Source organism: Acidovorax delafieldii 2AN, from assembly GCF_000175235.1.
Classification (GTDB): domain Bacteria; phylum Pseudomonadota; class Gammaproteobacteria; order Burkholderiales; family Burkholderiaceae_C; genus Acidovorax; species Acidovorax delafieldii_B.
Genome location: NZ_ACQT01000076.1, coordinates 1 through 16,051 on the forward strand (window position 1 = coordinate 1; position 16,051 = coordinate 16,051).

The following is a 16,051-nucleotide window of genomic DNA, read 5'->3' on the forward strand; positions in this document are numbered from 1 at the left end:
CACCACGGCCCGCAGGGCCGGAAACGGCGTGCCCACGGCGCGGATCTTCTCCCACTGCTCGGCCTGGGCCACGATGAGCACCGAGGCTTCGCAGTCGGCCAGGATGTAGGCAATGCTGCCCGGGTTGTCGATGGCATGCAGCGGCACCGGAACGCAGCCGGTCGCCAGTGCCGATTGGTCCGCGCACATCGCATTCAGCCCGTTGGGCAGCAGGATGGCCACGCGCGCCGCCGCAGGCAATTGCAGGGCGGCGAGGGCCTGTGCCCATGAGGCCACACGCTGCGCCGTCTGGGCCCAGGTGAGGCTGGCCCAGCTCTGGGTGGAAGGGGCAAAGGCCCGGTAGGCCTCGCCCTCGGGGGTACGGGCGGCGCGGAACGCCAGCAGTTGGGGCAGCGTCTGCACGCTGGAGATGTCGGCAGCAGGTGAGGTCATCGGGTGGGGTGTGGGAAGGCCGCCAGGCGGCTGCGTGAAAGATCCCAAGGGAAAACCCGGACGATCATAGCGGTGTGGATTTTGATGCAGCGCAAAGACACGGCGCTTCAAGCCCCTGGCGGCCGCCCAGCTCGGCTGCGTTTACGCAGCAGACATGTTGTGTCAATACAGGTTTACGCGAGCTTTCTACAGTACCAGCCATATTCCTGGACAGTTCAATGCGCAATATCCAACGTTTCTTCTGGGCCTACCTGCTGGGCCTTACCGGGCTGTGGCTGGTGGCGGATCTCGTCACCTGGTCCGCCCCCAGCAACTTTTTTGCATGGCGCACGGTGCTGATGCAGTATGGCGGCGTGCTCGCCATGGGCGTGATGAGCGCAGCGATGGTGCTGGCCGTGCGCCCCGTGGTCTTCGAGCCTTACCTGGGTGGCCTCGACAAGATGTACCGCTTGCACAAATGGCTGGGCATTTCGGCGCTGGTGATTTCGGTCAGCCACTGGCTGCTGGCGCAGGGGCCCAAGTGGATGGTGGGCTGGGGGTGGCTGCAGCGTCCGGCGCGGGGCCCGCGCCCGGCCTTGCTGGATGCACCGGTCCAGCAGTTCTTTCTGGGCCAGCGCGGCCTGGCCGAAGCCATCGGCGAATGGGCCTTCTATGCCGCCGCGGCGCTGATGGTGCTGGCTCTGGTGAAGCGCTTCCCCTACCGCCATTTCTTCAAGACGCACCACCTGATCGCCATCGCTTACCTGGCACTGGTGTGGCACTCGGTGGTCTTGCTGAAGTTCGATTACTGGAGCGGCGTGCTCGGGCCGGTGATGGCGGTGCTGATGGCGGCTGGCACTGTGTCGGCCCTGCTGGTGCTGTTCGGTCGCGTGGCGGCCACGCGCAAGGTCGCCGGCGAGGTGGCGGCCATCCGCCACCATGCGTCGCTGGACGTGCTGGAGGTGGACATCCAGTGCGCGGGCAGTTGGGCGGGGCATGCGCCGGGCCAGTTTGCGTTTCTCACGCTGCATGGCGACGAGGGCCCCCACCCCTACACCATTGCCTCGGCGTGGACGGGCGACGGGCGCATCACCTTCATCATCAAGGCGCTCGGCGACTACACCCGCACGCTCAAGGAGCGCGTGCGGGTGGGTGACGCGGCCCAACTGGAAGGCCCCTACGGCAAGTTCAATTTCGAAGGGGCCGGGCGGCGGCAGATCTGGGTGGGCGCCGGCATCGGCATCACCCCGTTCATTGCGCGCATGAAAGCGCTGGCCACCGCCCCCGACGGCAAGGCCATCGACCTGTTCCATCCCACGTCGGTCCACGACGAACACGCGCTGGGCCTCATGGCGCGCGATGCCGAGGCTGCAGGGGTGCGCCTGCATGTGCTGTGGAGCCCGCGCGATGGCCAGCTGAACGCACAGCGCCTGAGCCGCGCGGTGCCGCAATGGCAGGACGCCGATGTGTGGTTTTGCGGCCCCGCAGCCTTTGGCCAGGCGCTGAAGTCCGGCCTCATGTCCATGGGGATGCCCGAATCGCGCTTTCACCAGGAACTGTTCCAGATGCGGTGACGCGCGGCAGCGCAACGTTGCCGGGCGCATCGCGGTATGTGAAGCGGCGCAGAGGTTGGGCCTCGGAGGGCAGTGGCTGACAACACGGGCGTGGCGTCGGAACGACCTTGCAGCCAACGCTACGAACTAGCGAACGTACGACACCGGAGGCCAATACAGCATATCCCCCCGGGCCGGGGCGCAAATACCCATGCGTGACCGAGTGCAGGCCGCGCCCCTGGGCGGTGACTCAGGTGGCGGCTTCAAGCCCGTGGGCGAAATGCGCCTGCATGGCCTGGACCGTGCCCTGCGCGTCGCGCGCCACCATGGCGGCCAAGATGGCGCGGTGCTCGTTCAGTGAATCCTCGATGCGGCCCTGCTTGAGCAGCGAGTTGTGGCGGTTCAGCTTCATGACCTTGCGCAGGTCGGCCACCATCTGGTTGCGCCAGCGGTTGTCGGCCAACTCCAGCAGCAGCATGTGAAAACGCTCGTTGACGGCAAAGAACCGCTCGCGTTCGCCCGCGGCGGCTTCCAGCTCGGCGTGCAGATCCTGAAGCTGCTGCAATTGCGCCGGAGTGGCCGTCGTGGCCACCACGCCGGCGGCGTCGCTTTCCAGCAGGCTGAGCAGGTGGTACACGTCGCGCAGGTCTTTCTCGCTCATTTCCGTCACGTAGGCGCCACGCCGCACTTTCATCGTGACCAGGCCCTCGGCGGCCAGCACCTTCAGCGCCTCGCGCAGCGGGGTGCGGCTGATGCCAAATTCCTCGGCAATCTTGAGCTCGTCAATCCAGCTGCCGGGCTCCAGTTCGCGGCGGAAGATACGCTGGCGCAATTGCTCGGCCACTTCTTCATAAAGCGCGCGTGGAGTGAGGGTGAGGGCAGACATGGGTGGATTGTAAGGTGTGCGGAATATTTTGAATGAATAATTATGAATGATGTAAAATCGGCGCCACATCGGGACTAGCCCTTGCACTGACCCTCACGCCGTTTTCACGCCCACGCCATCTTCGGAGTAGCTTTCGCCATGAGTGACACCCCCAAAAACAACGCCCCTGAGTTTGCCGCGTCTTCGCTGGAAGCCTGGGCCAAGGCTGCAGCCAAGTCGGCACCGGGGGGCGATGTCAGCGCCCTCAACTGGGTCACGCCCGACGGCATCACCGTCAAGCCGTTGTACACAGCCGAGGACACGGCCAGCCTGCCATACGCCAACACGCTGCCAGGTTTCGAGCCCTACTTGCGCGGCCCGCAGGCCACCATGTATGCCGTGCGGCCCTGGACGATTCGCCAGTACGCCGGTTTTTCGACCGCCGAAGAATCCAATGCGTTTTACCGCAAGGCGCTGGCCGCCGGCGGGCAGGGCGTTTCGGTGGCGTTTGACCTGGCCACGCACCGCGGCTACGACAGCGACCATCCCCGCGTGACGGGCGACGTGGGCAAGGCCGGTGTGGCGATCGACTCGGTCGAGGACATGAAGATCCTGTTCGACCAGATCCCGCTCGACAAGGTGTCCGTCTCCATGACCATGAACGGCGCCGTGCTGCCCGTGCTGGCGGGCTACGTGGTGGCGGCGGAAGAGCAGGGCGTCTCGCAAGACAAGCTCTCCGGAACGATTCAGAACGACATTCTGAAAGAGTTCATGGTGCGCAACACCTACATCTACCCGCCCAAGCCCTCGATGCGGATCATTGGCGACATCATTGGCTACACGGCCAAGAACATGCCCAAGTTCAACTCGATCTCGATCTCGGGCTACCACATGCAGGAAGCCGGGGCGAACCAGGCGCTCGAGCTCGCCTTCACCCTGGCCGACGGCAAGGAGTATGTGAAGACCGCCATCGCCTCGGGCCTGGATGTGGACGAATTCGCCGGGCGCCTGAGCTTCTTCTGGGCCATCGGCATGAACTTCTACCTCGAAGTCGCCAAGATGCGCGCTGCGCGCCTGCTGTGGTGCCGCATCATGAAAGAGACCGGCGCCAAGAACCCCAAGAGCCTGATGCTGCGCACGCACTGCCAGACCTCGGGCTGGTCGCTCACAGAGCAAGACCCCTACAACAACGTGGTGCGCACCACCATCGAGGCCATGGCGGCCGTGTTCGGTGGCACGCAATCGCTGCACACCAACGCACTCGATGAAGCCATCGCGCTGCCCACCGAGTTCAGCGCCCGCATCGCGCGCAACACGCAGCTCATCATCCAGGAAGAGACCCACATCACCAACGTGATCGACCCCTGGGCCGGCAGCTACATGATGGAAAAGCTGACCCAGGACATGATGGATGCCGCCTGGAAGATCATCGAAGAGGTCGAAGCCATGGGCGGCATGACCCAGGCCGTGGACAGCGGCTGGGCCAAGCTCAAGATCGAAGCCGCCGCCGCCGAGAAGCAGGCGCGCATCGACAGCGGCAGGGACGTGATCGTGGGCGTCAACAAGTACAAGCTGGCCAAGGAAGACCCGGTCGATATCCTGCAGATCGACAACGTGAAGGTGCGCGACGGCCAGATCGCTCGCCTGCAAAAGATCCGCGCAACGCGCGATGCCGCCAAGGTACAGGCAGCGCTGGATGCGCTGACTGCCGCCGCAGAGAGTGGCCAGGGCAACCTGCTGGACCTCTCCATCCAGGCCGTGCGCCTGCGCGCCACGGTGGGCGAGGTGTCTGACGCGCTCGAAAAGGTTTTTGGGCGCCACCGCGCCGATACGCAAAAGGTGACCGGGGTGTACGCTGCTGCCTACGACTCGGCCGAAGGCTGGGAAAAACTCAAGACCGAGATCAACGCCTTTGCCGAAGAGCAGGGCCGCCGCCCACGGGTCATGATCGCGAAATTGGGCCAGGACGGCCACGACCGTGGCGCCAAGGTGGTTGCCACTGCCTTTGCCGACCTGGGTTTTGACGTGGACATGGGCCCGCTGTTCCAGACGCCCGAGGAATGCGCGCGCCAGGCGATTGAAAACGACGTGCACGCGGTGGGCGTGAGCACGCTGGCCGCCGGGCACAAGACGCTGGTGCCGGCCATCATCCAGTCGCTCAAGGAACAGGGTGCTGACGACATCATCGTCTTCGTGGGCGGTGTGATTCCGGCGCAGGACTACGAGCACCTGTACCAGGCCGGCGTGAAGGGCATCTATGGCCCTGGCACCCCCATCCCCGCCAGCGCCAAGGACGTGCTGGAGCAGATTCGCAAGGCACTGGCGTGACCCCTGCGGCGCTTTTCGATGGCATTGTGCAGGGCACGGCTGCGGTGCAGCGCCGCGCCATGTCCAAAACCATCACCCTGCTCGAATCCACGCGCACCGACCACCGCGCGCAGGGCGACGCGCTGCTCACCGCCTTGCTGCCGCACACCGGTAAAGCGTTTCGGCTGGGCATCAGCGGCGTTCCGGGCGTGGGCAAGTCCACCTTCATCGAAGCACTGGGCCTGTACCTGATTGGCCAGGGCCGCCGCGTGGCGGTGCTCACCATCGATCCGTCGAGCACCGTCTCGGGCGGCTCCATCCTGGGCGACAAGACGCGCATGGAGCACCTGTCGGTGCACGAAAAGGCCTACATCCGCCCCAGCCCCAGCGGCGGCACGCTGGGCGGTGTGGCCGAGAAGACGCGCGAGGCCATGCTGGTCTGCGAGGCTGCGGGCTACGATGTGGTGATCGTCGAAACCGTGGGCGTGGGCCAGAGCGAGATTGCCGTGGCGGGCATGACCGACATGTTCGTGCTGCTGCAACTGCCCAACGCGGGCGACGACCTGCAGGCCATCAAGAAAGGCGTGATGGAAATCGCCGACCTGGTGGTCATCAACAAGGCCGACCTCGACAAGAACGCTGCCACGCGCGCCGAGGCGCAGATCACCTCTTCGCTGCGCCTGCTTGGCCAGCACGGCAACCCCGAGAACGCGCACCACGATACCCATCTGTGGCACCCCAAGGTCGTGCAGATCAGCGCGCTGCTGGGGCAGGGCGTGGATGCCTTCTGGGCCGCCGTCACGCAGTTTCGCCAATTGCAGACCGCCAATGGCCGACTGGCCGCCCGGCGCGAAAAGCAGGCGCTGGCCTGGATGTGGGAGCGCATCGACGCGGGCCTCAAGCAGGCGTTTCGCCAGCATCCGCAGGTCAGGGCACTGCTGCCCCAATTGCAGGCCGATGTGGCCGCTGGGCGCATCGCCGCATCAACTGCGGCAAGAAATCTGCTGCTTGCGCAATCTCAGCCTGCGCAAGCAGCTATTTAATAAATAGCATTCAAACCAACACAGCCATTTCACCGAAGGACGACCATGCAAGACATCCTGGATCAACTGGAGAAAAAGCGTGCGCTGGCACGCCTGGGCGGCGGGCAAAAGCGCATTGATGCGCAGCACGCCAAGGGCAAGCTCACGGCGCGCGAGCGCATCGAGCTGCTGCTGGACGACGGCACGTTCGAGGAATGGGACATGTTCGTCGAGCACCGCTGCACCGACTTCGGCATGGAAGCCAACAAGATCCCCGGCGACGGCGTGGTGACGGGCTACGGCATGATCAACGGCCGCCTGGTGTTCGTGTTCAGCCAGGACTTCACGGTGTTCGGCGGCGCGCTGTCTGAAACCCATGCCGAGAAGATCTGCAAGGTGATGGACCAGGCCATGAAGGTCGGCGCACCCGTCATCGGCCTCAATGACTCGGGCGGCGCCCGCATCCAGGAAGGCGTGGCGTCCCTCGGCGGCTATGCCGACGTGTTCCAGAAGAACGTGCTCGCCAGCGGCGTGATTCCGCAGATCAGCATGATCATGGGCCCGAGCGCTGGTGGCGCCGTGTACTCGCCCGCCATGACGGACTTCATCTTCATGGTCAAGGATTCGAGCTATATGTTCGTGACCGGCCCCGAAGTGGTGAAGACCGTGACGCACGAAGAAGTGACGGCCGAGGAACTGGGCGGCGCCGTGACCCACACCACCAAGAGCGGTGTGGCCGACATGGCGTTTGAGAACGACGTGGAGGCGCTGATGATGCTGCGCCGCCTGTACAACTACCTGCCGCTCAACAACCGCGAAAAAGCCCCGGTGCGCCCCAGCAACGACCCGGCTGACCGCATGGACCTGAGCCTGGACACCCTGGTGCCCGACAACGCCAACAAGCCCTATGACATGAAGGAGCTGATCCTCAAGACGGTGGACGATGGCGATTTCTTCGAGCTACAGCCCGAGTACGCCAAGAACATCATCATTGGCTTTGCGCGCATGGAAGGCCAGACGGTGGGCATTGTGGCCAACCAGCCGCTGGTGCTGGCCGGCTGCCTGGACATCAAGTCGAGCATCAAGGCCGCGCGCTTCGTGCGCTTCTGCGACGCGTTCAACATCCCGGTCGTCACCTTCGTGGACGTGCCCGGCTTCATGCCCGGCACCTCGCAAGAGTACGGCGGCATCATCAAGCACGGCGCCAAGCTGCTCTACGCCTATGCCGAGTGCACCGTGCCCAAGATCACCGTCATCACGCGCAAGGCCTATGGCGGCGCGTACGACGTGATGAGCTCCAAGCACCTGCGCGGCGACGTCAACCTGGCCTGGCCCAATGCCGAAATCGCGGTGATGGGCGCCAAGGGCGCGGTGGAAATCATCTTCCGTGAGGACAAGAACGACCCCGTGAAGCTCGCTGCCCGCGAAGCCGAATACAAGGAACGTTTTGCCAACCCGTTTGTGGCGGGTGCCCGCGGCTTTATCGACGACGTGATCCTGCCGCACGAGACGCGCAAGCGCATCTGCCGTTCGCTGGTGATGCTGCGCGACAAGAAGCTCGACAACCCATGGCGCAAGCACGGCAACATCCCACTTTGAGCGGACAAGGAGCATAAGAACATGTTTACGAAAATCCTGATCGCCAACCGTGGCGAAATCGCGTGCCGCGTCATCGCTACCGCCCGCAAGATGGGCATTAAAACCGTCGCCGTCTACTCCGACGCCGACAAGGAAGCCCGCCATGTCAAGCTGGCCGACGAGGCCGTGCGCATTGGCGCCGCGCCCAGTCGCGAGTCGTACCTGCTGGCCGACAAGATCATTGCCGCCTGCAAGCAGACCGGCGCCCAGGCCGTGCACCCCGGCTACGGCTTCCTGTCCGAGAACGAGGCCTTTGCCAAGCGTTGCGAAGACGAAGGCATTGCCTTCATCGGCCCCAAGGCCTACTCGATAGCGGCCATGGGCGACAAGATCGCGTCCAAGAAGCTGGCCAACGAGGCCAAAGTCAACACCATCCCTGGCTACAACGATGCCATCGCCGGCCCCGAGCAGGCGGTGGAGATCGCCAAGGGCATCGGCTACCCCGTGATGATCAAGGCCTCGGCCGGCGGCGGTGGCAAGGGCCTGCGCGTGGCTTTCAATGACAAGGAAGCCTTTGAAGGCTTTGCCAGCTGCCAGAACGAGGCCCGCAACAGCTTCGGCGACGACCGCATCTTCATCGAAAAGTTTGTGCAGGAGCCGCGCCACATCGAGATCCAGGTGCTGGGCGACAGCCACGGCAACGTGATCTATCTGAATGAGCGCGAATGCTCCATCCAGCGCCGCCACCAGAAGGTGATCGAAGAGGCGCCATCGCCCTTCATCTCTGATGCCACCCGCAAGGCCATGGGCGAGCAGGCCGTGGCATTGGCCAAGGCGGTGAAGTACCAGTCGGCCGGAACGGTGGAATTCGTGGTCGGCAAGGACCAGGACTTCTACTTCTTGGAGATGAACACCCGCCTGCAGGTGGAGCACCCGGTGACGGAGTGCATCACCGGCCTCGATCTGGTGGAGCTGATGATCCGCGTGGCCGCTGGTGAGGCGTTGCCCCTCACGCAAGCCGATGTGAAGCGCGACGGCTGGGCCATCGAGTGCCGCATCAACGCCGAAGACCCGTTCCGCAACTTCCTGCCTTCCACCGGCCGCCTGGTGCGCTTTCAGCCGCCGGAAGAGACGATGTTCCAGTCCGACACCAGCAAGAAGCTGGGCGTGCGCGTGGACACGGGCGTGTACGAGGGTGGCGAGATCCCGATGTATTACGACTCGATGATCGCCAAGCTCATCGTGCACGGCAGCGACCGCGACGACGCCATCACCAAGATGCGCGCGGCGCTCAACGGTTTCGTGATCCGCGGCATCAGCAGCAACATTCCTTTCCAGGCCGCGCTGCTGGCGCACCCCAGGTTCGTGGCGGGCGACTTCAACACCGGCTTCATTGCCGAGAACTACGCCAAGGGGTTTGCCGCCGAAGACGTGCCGCATGAAGACCCCCTGTTCCTGGTGGCGCTGGCGGCCTACATGAACCGCCGCTACCGCGCTCGCGCCTCGGGCATCAGCGGCCAGCTGGCGGGCCACGAGGTGAAGGTGGGCGAGTCGTTCGTGGTGATCGTGCTGGGGGCCGAGGGCCGCAACCAGCAGCACGAAGTGACGGTGACCGACTTTGAAATGGATGGAAAAATGCGCTCCAGCGCAGTTTCCGTGGGCGGTAACAGCTATCAGATCAGTAGCACGGCGACACTGGGGCAGATCCGTGTGCAGGGCCAGTGCAATGGCATGGGCTTCACGGCCCAGGTGGAACGCGGCACGGCCAAGAACCCGCTGGCCCTGCGCATTGCGCACAACGGCACGCAGATCGATGCGCTGGTGCTGTCGCCCCTGGGCGCGCGGCTGCACCAGCTGATGCCGTTCAAGGCGCCGCCAGACCTGTCCAAATACCTGCTTTCGCCCATGCCCGGGCTGCTGGTGGACGTGGCGGTGCAGCCCGGCCAGAAGGTGCAGGCGGGCGAAAAGCTGGCCGTGATCGAAGCCATGAAGATGGAAAACATCCTCTTTGCCGCGCAGGACGGCGTGGTGGGCAAGATCGTGGCGGGCAAGGGTGAATCGCTTTCCGTGGATCAGGTGATCCTGGAATTCCAGTGATCCACACCGGCATGCAACCGAGGGGCCTTGCGCCCCTTTTTTGAGCCTTTTCAGCCGCTGGCGCTTGTTGGGTAAGCGCCAGCAGCTATTGAGTTTGAAGCAGTTACCCCTCTGCCACAGGAGAATTCCATGACAAACAACACCGACCAACGCCCTTTTCGGGTGCTGGGCATGCAGCAAGTGGCCATTGGCGGCACCGACAAGGGCCGCATGAAGACGCTCTGGGTGGACATGCTGGGCCTCACGCAAACGGGCACGTTCCAGAGCGAGCGTGAAAACGTGGACGAAGACATCCTGGCAATGGGGCAGGGCGCCTTCAAGGTCGAGGTGGACATCATGCAACCGCTCGACATTGACAAGAAGCCTGCCGTGCACACCACGCCCCTCAACCACATCGGCCTGTGGATTGACGATCTGGCGGCCGCCGTCGAGTGGCTTACCGCACAGGGCGTGCGCTTTGCGCCCGGGGGCATCCGCAAGGGCGCCGCCGGCTACGACATCTGTTTTCTGCACCCCAAGAGCAATGACGAATTTCCCATCGCGGGCGAGGGCGTGTTGATCGAACTCGTGCAGGCGCCCCCTGAGGTGATTGCGGCACTGGGCTGACGCCCACCGCAGGCCTGCGCCTTGCCTGGCGCGTCGCCGTGGAAGGCGCTTGGACGGCCGATGCTGAACGTGACCGGCGGCGTTGCGCAGCGCCGCTGCCGGCAAGGCCGCACCCACGGCACCGCCACGCAGCGATGCACCGCCACGCAGCGATGCACCGCCCGCTGTGTGCGACCAATGTGGGGAGCCCCGTTCACTCGCCGCAGCGCGGACCCGGCCCGCTTTTTTCCCCGATATCACTACCCCTCGGCCGGTGTTGCCCAGCCGTCTTTCGACACGTGGCAACGGTGGCCCGTGGTGCCCCTGCTGCGGACGGGTCGCCGCCATGACCTTGCCGACAGGTCATCTTCTGATTGCAAATTTGCCTGTCTCGTGCAGACTTTGCCCATGGTCAAGGCTGGCGGCGCCACGGCATCGTCGCCCACGCGGGCCTTGGTTTCGTGCACTGCTCGCGGCCTTCACTTGCAGAGGGATTTGCGGGGCGATGGGTGCTCACTTCTCATTGGCACAGGCGGAAAAATGGAACGACGACAACACCATGAACGGCGCAGCGGCCAGGACAGACGGCAGGAAGAGCAGGGTCCGCCCTCGCCGTATGAGCGGCGCCGCAGCGTCGAGCCGCGCCAGCCCGAGCTGACCGAACTGTTGCTGAGCGAAGAAGAGCTGAAGGCGCTGGGCTTTCTCACCGACGATCCCCCAGCAGGCGGCTGAGGTCGCAGCCGTCCCGCCGTGGCGCGCAGCCCGGGGCGGGGGGTTACCGTGCTTCAGAGTGCAAAATGCCCAGCGGTCTCCGACCCGGCAGCCACGCGGCGTGCATTGCATGCGCACTACGCGCCTCCTGCCGATATTCCTCAAGCGGCATCGGGCTCCTCACCCCTCATCGCCAAGCCCGCGTTGGCTGTCTGCCTTTCTCGGCTCCCGCGTGCTTTGTGGTGTGCGCGGCAGCCGTTCAGATGCAGTGGGTGCTTCCCGCACCACTGGACAGGCCGCTGCGGCATCGCTGCCATCGCTCACGGTCCCCTTTGTGCACCATTCGCGCACCATTTGCCTCCGCGCGGATCGGCGTACCGTTCAGTCATGAGGCCACCATGGGCGCAGCGTCCTGGTGCGCCCATCGGGACACGTCCCACGATCATCTCCGCTTCCCCCCGTTTCTGGTGCACGCCAACATCGGCTAACTGCGCGAGTGTTCGGGGACGGATTGGCAACTGAAGGGTGGCGTTCGCCGCCTGTTGAAGGCTGTTGTCACTCGTCTTACGCGTACATCCCTTACGTCGGCCAAGTTGCCTTAACGGCCGCGCATCTGCCGCCAAAAAATGCTCAACTTGACGGCAGTTCTGGCGCAAGAAATGTGGCAGTATTTGTGACCTTGTGAAGCCCTGATGCGCGCTTTTTTGAACCAGAATGCGGCCTTCGTTCAGTTGTTCATGGCATTGGCTTGGCGCAAATTGTTACTTGCAGGGCCTCGCCGATGCTCCACACCGAAAGGCCATCCATGACCGCACCTCTCACGAGCACCACCACTCACCCACTGCAGTTGCACCGCCCCGTGGCCACGCCCGCCACAGACGGGCCGTGGACCGTGGAGGCCATCCAGGCCCTGCTCGACAAGCCCTTGATGGACCTGCTTTTCGAGGCGCAGAACGTGCATCGTCAGCACTGGCCAGCGGGCGACATTGAACTGGCCACGCTGCTTTCCGTGAAGACCGGCGGTTGCCCCGAGAACTGCGGCTATTGCCCCCAATCGGCCGAGTTCGACACGGGCGTGAAGGCCGAGAAGCTCATGGAAGTGGACGAAGTGGTGCGCGCCGCGCAGGCCGCGAAAGACGCCGGTGCCACCCGCTTTTGCATGGGGGCCGCCTGGCGCGCGCCCAAGGACCGTGACATCGAAAAGGTGAGCGCCCTGATCAGCGCCGTCAAAGGCCTGGGCCTGCAGACCTGCGCCACGCTGGGCATGCTGGAATCACACCAGGCACAGGCCCTCAAGGATGCGGGGCTCGATTACTACAACCACAACCTCGACACGGCGCCCGAGTACTACACCGATGTCGTCAGCACACGGGCGTACCAGGACCGGCTCGATACCTTGCAGCATGTGCGCAGCGCAGGCATCAGCGTGTGCTGCGGCGGCATCGTGGGCATGGGCGAGGCGCCCGTGCACCGCGCGGGGCTGATCGCCCAGCTGGCCAATCTGCAGCCTTACCCCGAATCGGTGCCCATCAACAGCCTGGTGCGGGTGCCGGGCACCCCGCTGGCAGACAGCGAACCGGTGGACCCTTTCGACTTCGTGCGCGTGATCGCCGTGGCGCGCATCACCATGCCCAAGGCGCGGGTGCGCCTGTCGGCCGGCCGCCAGCAGATGGGGGACGCGGTGCAGGCACTGTGTTTCATGGCCGGCGCCAACTCGATTTTCTACGGAGACAAGCTGCTGGTGACCGGCAACCCGGATGTGGACGCCGATGTGCAGTTGCTGGCCAAGCTGGGTCTCAAGGGCCATCGCACGACCGCCAGTGCAGCGGACGACCTGCACGGGCTTTCGCAGTCGCAGGGTGTGTGCGCGTGAGGTTGCAATCACCGCCGGGGCAGGAGCGTGGCCCGGAAGTTCGGCGCGGGTGGCCGTTGCGGAGCCGGGCTGTCAAAGCGCTATTTAAAATGTAGCTGAAGGCGCAATACCAGCAAGCGCCTCAGGCATTTTTCTCTGATATTTCGGCCCGGTGGTGACCGCGTGCCCGTTGTGCGCCCGCTGATGCGGTGCCGGGCTTGTCAGGGGACGCGCGTTGGTTTCACGTTTTTTGGGGACCACTTTTGGCAGTGACCCGGCCATGCGGCGAAGGCGGGCTGCGCTACTGCACTGCCAGGGGCCGCCTCGCAATGCGGCTTTGCGCTGAACCGCTGCATCGCCGTGACGCCCGCTGCGCGCAGAGCCGAGGCGCCTTCAGGCGACTGTTCCTTCGGACAGGGTGTCCCAGGCCTTGAGGGCCTCGGCGGTGTACATCAGCGAAGGGCCACCGCCCATGTAGACGCACACGGTCAGCATCTCTTCCAGTTCGGCGCGGGTGGCACCCAGCTTCAGCAGCGCCTTGACGTGAAAGCCGATGCATCCGGAGCAGTGTTGGCTCACGCCAATGGCCAGGGCAATGAGTTCCTTGTGCTTGGCACTGATCGCACCCTCTGCCATCGAGGCCTGCGCCAGTTGCGAAAACCCGCGCATTGCCTCCGGCTGGGCCTTGCGAAAGGGGGCCAGGCTTTCGTTGATGTGGTGGATCAGGCTGGCGTGGTCAAAGGTGCTCATGAAAAAACGTCCTTCATTCGGGGAGTCGGGGGTGCATGGGAATGTGCGGTGCCCGACCCCCGCGAGGCAGGGGCTGGGGGCACGGGCAGGCAAGGCGGGTGCGCCTTATTTGCCTTATTTCTTCATGGGGCAGGTGTTGATGCCCAGCAGGGTGTAGGCCGGGCAGAAGCGGAACAGCCCCGTGGCCAGCGGCACCACGCCCAGCCACCCCCACCAGCCCACCGTGCCGGTGGCTGCCAGGGCAATCAGCACCAGGCCCGCCACGATGCGCAGGACGCGGTCGATGGTTCCAACATTGCTTTTCATATTTTTTCCTTTGCTTGAAGTGGGGCAGCCCACGGTGCAGGCCGCCGGGTGAACAGGCTGGGCGGCGCCGGGCCGCCCGGCCCGGTTACTCGAACGAGGGTGTCACGGGCTTCACGACCGGCTTGCCGGCCGCAGCCCAGGCATCGAAGCCGCCGGCAATCGACTGCACCTGCAGATAGCCCATGTCCTGCATGGCACAGGCCGCCAGCGCGGCGCGGCCACTGGTCTTGCAGTACAGCACCACCTTGAGGTCACGCGACGCGAGTGGCGGGGTGCTGCTGAGCTTGAACTCCAGCAGTCCGCGCGAGGCATGGATGGCGCCGGGCAGGTGCCCTGCCTGGTATTCGTCGGCCTCGCGCACATCGATCAGCACGTCGGCTTCGCGGATGGCCTGCTCGGCCTGGTCCACGGGGATTTCCTGGACACGGGTCTTGGCGGTGGCCACCAGGTCGTGAGCGGTTTTCATGGCAGTTCCTTGTGATGCATGGGAATGAAAAAATGAGAGCCGGGATGCCTCAGCCACGCCGGATGGGACGCTGCAGTTGCAGCGAAACGCTGCCCACAGAGCCTCCGTTGAGCACCTGCTGGTAGCCCTGCTGCCGCAGCCATTGCGCCGCCATGCCCGACCGCGCGCCCGACAGGCAGCACAACACGAGGGGCTGGGATTTGTCGGGCAAGGCCTGCGTGCAATCGGCGCTCAGTCGGTCCAGCGGCAGATTGATGGCGCCGTCCACATGGCCGGTCTCGAACTCGCCGGGCGAGCGCACATCGACCACCAGGCAGTCGCCGGGCTGTGAGGATGCGGTGGTATCCATGGGGTCTCCTTGGGTTCAAACAAAGCTTATTTGGCTGCGCTGATGGGGCCTGCCACCGTGGCCGTGTGCAGTGCGCGCTCGTCCAGTTGCCCGGCCAGCGCCAGCAGGCGCAGGCGCTCCAGCGTGAGGGAGGTGCGCAACTGCGCCAGGGCCAGTTCAGCGCTTGCGGCATCGTTTTCGGCGTTGAGCAGATCGAGCGTGGTGCGGTCGCCCACCTGGCGGCCCAGCTGCGTGGCGTCCAGGCGGGCCTGGCTGGCACGCAGGGCCGCATCCTGTGCGCCGGTGCGTGCCTGGCCCGCCTGCAGGCGCAGCCACGCCGCGCGGGTTTGCTGAGCCACTTGTTGGCGGGTGCGGTCCAGCTCGGCTTCCGCCTTGGCTTGCAGGTGCAGCAGCTCTTGCTGGCGCGCGCTGCGCTGGCCGCCGGTGTACAGCGGCACGGTGATCTGCACGCCCACCAGGTGTTGCTGGGCGGTGTTGCTGCCATGGCCATAGCGGCCCGCACCGCTCAGGTGTTCCCGGCTGGCCTGCGCGACGAGGTCCACCGTGGTGCCTGCGCCGCGGTCATATTGGGCGACATCCTGGCGCGCAACCTCCACGGCCAGGGTCTGCTGGCGCAGGCCAGGGTTGTGGGCGTCCGCCTGACCCAGCCATTCCTGCAGATCGGGCAGGGCAGGCGCAGCAGAGAGGGCGGGAGCTGGCGCCACCTGAAGTGCGTCGGCGGGCCAGCCGGTGGTGTCGGCCAGGGCACGCTGGGCGATCTGCAGGTCCACCTCGGCGGCCAGCACCTGCGCGTCGATGGCACGGGCGCGGGCGGCGGCTTCGTGGGTGTCGGTCACCGGGGCATCGCCGAGCTGAAAACGGTCTTGTGCTTCCACCAATGCCTTGTTCACGGCCACTTGCTGGCGCCGCAGCAGGCGCAGGGCATCGTCGGCCAGCGCCACCGCGAAATAGCGCTCGGCGGTCTGCAGCATGAGGGCCTGCTCCGCCGCCTGCCATTGCACACCGGCCAGGTCGGCAGACAGCGCCAGCTTGCGGCCCTGTGCGGTGCGTTCGGGGCTGTAGAGGGGCATGCGCGCACCAATGCTTGCACGTGCACCCAGGCTGTTGTCCACCGAGGTGTTGAACCCGACATCGGACGAGGTGCCCATGCCGGGTGCCGAGAACGACGCCCCGGCCGTCGACGTCTGGGACCCCATGGC

At 65.1% G+C, this 16,051-nt stretch carries 15 protein-coding genes; 8 read left to right on the plus strand and 7 right to left on the minus strand.

Annotated features, from left to right (window positions below; genetic code table 11):
* Positions 1–432: AMP-binding protein (locus tag ACDELDRAFT_RS11385; RefSeq protein ID WP_005796750.1), on the minus strand; the 432-nt coding region annotated here is incomplete at its 3' end.
* Positions 433–650: 218 nt separating this feature from the next.
* Here ACDELDRAFT_RS11385 and ACDELDRAFT_RS11390 point away from each other — a divergent pair.
* Positions 651–1,985, plus strand: a complete 1,335-nt coding sequence (locus tag ACDELDRAFT_RS11390; RefSeq protein WP_005796751.1) for a ferredoxin reductase family protein — start codon at positions 651–653, stop codon at positions 1,983–1,985.
* A gap of 229 nt (positions 1,986–2,214) precedes the next feature.
* Here ACDELDRAFT_RS11390 and ACDELDRAFT_RS11395 read toward each other — a convergent pair whose 3' ends face one another.
* On the minus strand, positions 2,215–2,850 hold the full coding sequence (locus tag ACDELDRAFT_RS11395; RefSeq protein WP_040328915.1) for a GntR family transcriptional regulator: 636 nt from the start codon (positions 2,848–2,850) through the stop codon (positions 2,215–2,217).
* A gap of 138 nt (positions 2,851–2,988) precedes the next feature.
* On the opposite strand from ACDELDRAFT_RS11395, the gene scpA reads away from it, so the two are divergent.
* From scpA to bioB, 7 genes are all read left to right on the plus strand, one after another.
* Positions 2,989–5,157, plus strand: coding sequence for a methylmalonyl-CoA mutase (gene scpA, locus ACDELDRAFT_RS11400; protein WP_005796755.1), 2,169 nt, complete (start codon positions 2,989–2,991; stop codon positions 5,155–5,157).
* Positions 5,154–6,179 carry a methylmalonyl Co-A mutase-associated GTPase MeaB gene (gene meaB, locus ACDELDRAFT_RS11405; RefSeq protein WP_005796756.1) on the plus strand — a complete coding sequence of 342 codons (1,026 nt, stop codon included), beginning with the start codon at positions 5,154–5,156 and terminating at the stop codon, positions 6,177–6,179. Before scpA ends, meaB begins: the two co-directional genes overlap by 4 nt.
* A gap of 45 nt (positions 6,180–6,224) precedes the next feature.
* A complete protein-coding gene (locus ACDELDRAFT_RS11410) occupies positions 6,225–7,757 on the plus strand; it encodes an acyl-CoA carboxylase subunit beta (RefSeq protein WP_005796758.1) in 1,533 nt (510 codons plus the stop codon).
* A gap of 21 nt (positions 7,758–7,778) precedes the next feature.
* Positions 7,779–9,833, plus strand: coding sequence for an acetyl-CoA carboxylase biotin carboxylase subunit (locus tag ACDELDRAFT_RS11415; protein ID WP_005796760.1), 2,055 nt, complete (start codon positions 7,779–7,781; stop codon positions 9,831–9,833).
* A gap of 129 nt (positions 9,834–9,962) precedes the next feature.
* Complete coding sequence (locus ACDELDRAFT_RS11420) at positions 9,963–10,439, plus strand: VOC family protein (RefSeq protein WP_005796761.1); 477 nt, start codon at positions 9,963–9,965, stop codon at positions 10,437–10,439.
* Positions 10,440–10,958: 519 nt separating this feature from the next.
* Complete coding sequence (locus tag ACDELDRAFT_RS11425) at positions 10,959–11,150, plus strand: hypothetical protein (protein ID WP_005796763.1); 192 nt, start codon at positions 10,959–10,961, stop codon at positions 11,148–11,150.
* A 784-nt stretch (positions 11,151–11,934) separates the two neighbouring features.
* Positions 11,935–13,002: a biotin synthase BioB gene (gene bioB, locus ACDELDRAFT_RS11430; RefSeq protein WP_005796765.1), complete on the plus strand. Its 1,068-nt coding sequence runs from the start codon at positions 11,935–11,937 to the stop codon at positions 13,000–13,002.
* A 372-nt stretch (positions 13,003–13,374) separates the two neighbouring features.
* On the opposite strand, the gene ACDELDRAFT_RS11435 is transcribed toward bioB, so the two are convergent.
* From ACDELDRAFT_RS11435 to ACDELDRAFT_RS11455, 5 genes are all read right to left on the minus strand, one after another.
* Entirely contained in the window at positions 13,375–13,731 is a 357-nt protein-coding gene (locus tag ACDELDRAFT_RS11435) for a carboxymuconolactone decarboxylase family protein (protein WP_005796767.1), read from the minus strand.
* Positions 13,732–13,845: 114 nt separating this feature from the next.
* Positions 13,846–14,037: a YgaP family membrane protein gene (locus ACDELDRAFT_RS11440; RefSeq protein WP_005796769.1), complete on the minus strand. Its 192-nt coding sequence runs from the start codon at positions 14,035–14,037 to the stop codon at positions 13,846–13,848.
* A gap of 85 nt (positions 14,038–14,122) precedes the next feature.
* Entirely contained in the window at positions 14,123–14,503 is a 381-nt protein-coding gene (locus tag ACDELDRAFT_RS11445) for a rhodanese-like domain-containing protein (RefSeq protein ID WP_005796772.1), read from the minus strand.
* Between the two features lie 49 nt (positions 14,504–14,552).
* A complete protein-coding gene (locus ACDELDRAFT_RS11450) occupies positions 14,553–14,852 on the minus strand; it encodes a rhodanese-like domain-containing protein (RefSeq protein ID WP_005796773.1) in 300 nt (99 codons plus the stop codon).
* A 26-nt stretch (positions 14,853–14,878) separates the two neighbouring features.
* Positions 14,879–16,051, minus strand: a 1,173-nt coding sequence (locus ACDELDRAFT_RS11455; protein WP_040328918.1) for a TolC family protein, incomplete at its 5' end; no start/stop codon positions are given.

What these genes read in the sequence shown, in the direction of transcription:
- ACDELDRAFT_RS11425 (WP_005796763.1), top strand. Translation starts at nt 10,959, where the DNA reads ATGGAACGACGACAACACCATGAACGGCGCAGCGGCCAGGACAGACGG.
- ACDELDRAFT_RS11390 (WP_005796751.1), top strand. Translation starts at nt 651, where the DNA reads ATGCGCAATATCCAACGTTTCTTCTGGGCCTACCTGCTGGGCCTTACC.
- ACDELDRAFT_RS11410 (WP_005796758.1), top strand. Translation starts at nt 6,225, where the DNA reads ATGCAAGACATCCTGGATCAACTGGAGAAAAAGCGTGCGCTGGCACGC.
- ACDELDRAFT_RS11420 (WP_005796761.1), top strand. Translation starts at nt 9,963, where the DNA reads ATGACAAACAACACCGACCAACGCCCTTTTCGGGTGCTGGGCATGCAG.
- ACDELDRAFT_RS11450 (WP_005796773.1), bottom strand. Translation starts at nt 14,852, where the DNA reads ATGGATACCACCGCATCCTCACAGCCCGGCGACTGCCTGGTGGTCGAT.
- scpA (WP_005796755.1), top strand. Translation starts at nt 2,989, where the DNA reads ATGAGTGACACCCCCAAAAACAACGCCCCTGAGTTTGCCGCGTCTTCG.
- ACDELDRAFT_RS11445 (WP_005796772.1), bottom strand. Translation starts at nt 14,503, where the DNA reads ATGAAAACCGCTCACGACCTGGTGGCCACCGCCAAGACCCGTGTCCAG.
- ACDELDRAFT_RS11395 (WP_040328915.1), bottom strand. Translation starts at nt 2,850, where the DNA reads ATGTCTGCCCTCACCCTCACTCCACGCGCGCTTTATGAAGAAGTGGCC.
- ACDELDRAFT_RS11440 (WP_005796769.1), bottom strand. Translation starts at nt 14,037, where the DNA reads ATGAAAAGCAATGTTGGAACCATCGACCGCGTCCTGCGCATCGTGGCG.
- bioB (WP_005796765.1), top strand. Translation starts at nt 11,935, where the DNA reads ATGACCGCACCTCTCACGAGCACCACCACTCACCCACTGCAGTTGCAC.
- ACDELDRAFT_RS11435 (WP_005796767.1), bottom strand. Translation starts at nt 13,731, where the DNA reads ATGAGCACCTTTGACCACGCCAGCCTGATCCACCACATCAACGAAAGC.
- ACDELDRAFT_RS11415 (WP_005796760.1), top strand. Translation starts at nt 7,779, where the DNA reads ATGTTTACGAAAATCCTGATCGCCAACCGTGGCGAAATCGCGTGCCGC.